1 protein-coding gene is annotated in these 2948 nt (G+C 49.6%); it reads right to left on the bottom strand.

Annotated features, from left to right (window positions below; genetic code table 11):
- Window positions 1-251 precede the first annotated feature (251 nt).
- Window positions 252-2948 (bottom strand): autotransporter outer membrane beta-barrel domain-containing protein (locus IJN28_03070; GenBank protein ID MBQ6712754.1); only part of this gene is annotated, 2697 nt, incomplete at its 5' end.

Genomic DNA, 2948 nt, shown 5'->3' with positions numbered 1-2948 from the left:
CCACGCAGATACGGTTTCCAATCCGTCCATACCACATTGCCATAATCCCCATCAAAGCGCCTCACATCCTCTCTGAGGCACTTTTCCCCCGTCTTTATATAAGTATATACCCTATACACAAAAAGAGCGTATACACCCTTGTATACGCTCTTTTGATGCATCTGTTATCCGCCGCCATTCTTCCGCACGAAAAAAGAGAGAGGAAAATTCCTCTCTCTTTCTTTTGTGTTTCGCGTTTGTCGCATAGTCGTTTAGAAGCTGTATTTCACCTGTACGCTGCCGCTGACACCGTCACGCTGTCCCGCATAACCGCGAGCATTGACGTCGAGACTCCATCTTGCATCTGCAATATAGTGGAGACCGAGTTCGCCGATGACGGTACTGCCTTCGAGCGACGGTGTTTCGAGATCGAACGTTGCGACTTTGTCGTTTGCATCGCCGTCGAATTCATATTCCCAAGCCGCGCCGTAGTAGAGTGTCGCTTTTTTCGTCTGTGCGCTGTTGTAGCGGAGACCAAGACGCAATCTCTGGCTGTCCATGCTGTCGAATTTCACGTCTGTGCCGTCGATGTCGAACGTTTCACCGTTATGGTGCGTGTAGATGAATTTACCGTATACGTCGAGGCTGTCATTGCCTTTCGGGATGAGTTTACCTACGCCGATATGCGCGCCGTAGTAGAAAGTGTCGATATCATAACCCGTGAGGCTCTGACCGTTGCGTACTGCACCTTCGAGTTCGTTGCTGAGGTTACCTGCACGAACGGATGCTTCGGTGTATACGCCGTTTGTATTGTCTTTGCGAATAAGGAAGCCGCCGCCGTTGTAGACTGCTTCGCCGTCACCGCGGATGTAGTCGTCTGTGTAGATGTTGTGCGTGCTGTAATCGCCGATACCGTTTTCGAAGAATGCACCGTATGTAAGGCCTGTATCCGTCGTTTTACCGATACCTACGATACCGCTCCAGCCGTTGACATTGACATGACTGCCCGTTTCGTATTCGCTGTGGTTGCCGTATATTGCCGCGAATACTTTTTCTTCTTCTTGGTCACGAACGAGGCTGTTGATCGCAAGCTCGATGAGTTCGCTGCCTTGGTTGGTGAATGCCATTGCAGCCGCACGAGATTCGCCGAGTACGAGGACTTGGTCGTTACGGCTCGGTGTCGGGATATTCGGCGTGTCTCCGCCTTCATTGCTGTCCGGCGGATACGTTCCTTCGCCGACGTTTTCGTGATTGGTATCTTCTCCGCCCAATACGATGAATACGTCTTCTTCAGCGGCTCCTTCTATTTCTTCGCCCATAACGATGTCTGCCGCGTAGACGTTTGCGATACCGCTGTGGATCGTTACGACGCTAGAAGCATCGGCAAGGTTGCCGTTCGTCTCAGTGCTGTCGATCAATGTCATGTTGGCATTGGCAACGAATGTTGCATCGCCTTCTTCTACATACAGGTTGTTGACTGTGATGGTCGTGCCATCACCGCTCATTTCAAGACGTTCTACTTTGAGGGCAGGATTTTCCGTATCCCATTTCACGTGTTCAAAGTTGATAATATCAAAGCCTTGGATCGTTTTAATGTTATTGCTACTGGTATTGTGCAAGTTTGCCCAAGAATATTCGGAGGTACCAATGTTCAAAGTGTTGGGAGCACTTGAACCGCCATAAGCACCGCCAATTTCATACCGGATAGCTTTTGTTACACTGAGCTCGTCCACTCTACGCAGTGCTGCACCACCAAATAATTGAGCATTTTCCAAATCAGCAGCACCGCTAATGGTTACCGTATTACCTGTTGCATCGGCCTTCTCGGAATAACCGCCGTAGACATAGCCATTGAACGTACCTGCTGTGATATTTACCGTATTTTCGGTCGCATTGCCGACATAAGATTCACCGCCGTAGATACACCCATTGAACGTACCATCTGTGATAGTTACGGTATTTTCAGCTGCATCAGCCTCCTCGGAATAACCGCCGCAGACATAGCCATTGAACGTACCTGCTGTGATATTTACCGTATTTTCAGCGGCAGTCGCATTCTCGGAAAAACCGCCGACGATATTGCCACCGAACGTACCTGCTGTGATATCTACTGTATTTTCGGTCGCATTGCCCACATAGGAACAACCGCCGAGGATGTCGCCATCGAACGTACCTGCTGTAATAGCTACCGTATTAGCCGTCGCATCGGCCGCATCGGAACAACCGCCGTAGATATCGCCATTGAACGTACCGTCTGTGATAGTTACGGTATTTTCAGTTACATCACCCTCATAGGAATAGCCGCCGAAGACACCTGTATTGAACGTACCTGCTGTGATATTTACCGTATTTTCGGTCGCATTGCCTTCGTAAGATTCACCGCCGTAGATATCGCCATTGAACGTACCATCTGTGATAGTTACGGTATTTTCAGCTGCATCAGCCTCCTCGGAATAACCGCCGCAGACATAGCCATTGAACGTACCTGCTGTGATATTTACCGTATTTTCGGTCGCATTGCCGACATAAGATTCACCGCCGACGATACCGCGCTCGAACGTACCGTCTGCGATCGTCACAGCATTACCCGTCGCATCACCATAAGAATAACCGCCGTAAATATAGGCATCCTCGCCAAACGCACCGTTTGTGATATTCACCGTGTTGCCCGTTGCATCGCCGTTGTATGCATAAGCACCGAAGATATCATCCTCAAATGTACCTGCACCAATATTGATCTTATTCCCGCTTGCATCATCGGAACCATCAGCATAGCCGCCCGCAAAAGCATCCTCGACAATACCGCCACTGATCGTTATGGTATTATTCGACCAATCATCCTTAGGTGCGTAAATACCATCTACGCTGACCCAGCCGTCAGCAGGCGGCACTGTCGATATATTCACGCCTGCCAAGGCTACACTGCTGCTCATTACAAATGCACCTGTCACCAATGCGAGGGTGATTTT

Source organism: Selenomonadales bacterium (assembly GCA_017442105.1).
In the GTDB taxonomy this organism is placed as follows: domain Bacteria; phylum Bacillota; class Negativicutes; order RGIG982; family RGIG982; genus RGIG982.
The sequence above is the reverse complement of the archived record's forward strand: the minus strand, read 5'-3'. Positions and strand labels throughout refer to the sequence as shown.